At 59.3% G+C, this 405-nt stretch carries 1 pseudogene; it reads left to right on the top strand.

The features are described 5' to 3' along the window. Positions 1 to 214 precede the first annotated feature (214 nt). Positions 215 to 405 (top strand): annotated as a pseudogene (locus P0D80_RS51330) (IS3 family transposase); the annotation flags it as partial.

Below are 405 nucleotides of genomic sequence, written 5' to 3'. Positions count from 1 at the left end.
CGCACGCAGGCGTTCCTCTCGCGTTTGGGTCCGATCCGTCACATTCCGCGTTGCCCCGGCACCGGATGAACGCAAGCCGTCATCGCCAACAACTCAGGGTGCGTCTGTTTGCGTGGTACGACTGGGCAGGTGTGCAACTCCCCAGCGCAAATTAATAAGGATACCTTATCCAAGTGGGAAGCCATGATCCGTTTCGCTTAACTTGACAAAGCCCTCCGCATACATCGACCATCGCACGCGCAGCTTTGCGCGCGAACTGGGCCTGCAGGCGCTGACCACGCCCGTGCGCTCGCCGCAGAGCAATGGTATGGCTGAGTCGTTCGTGAAGACCATGAAGCACAACTACGTCGCCTATATGATAAGCGCTGACGCGCAACGGCCCTCTCGCGTCTGGCCGTTGCGTTT

This window comes from Paraburkholderia sp. RL17-373-BIF-A, assembly GCF_046030175.1.
In the GTDB taxonomy this organism is placed as follows: Bacteria; Pseudomonadota; Gammaproteobacteria; order Burkholderiales; family Burkholderiaceae; genus Paraburkholderia.
The sequence above is the reverse complement of the archived record's forward strand: the minus strand, read 5'-3'. Positions and strand labels throughout refer to the sequence as shown.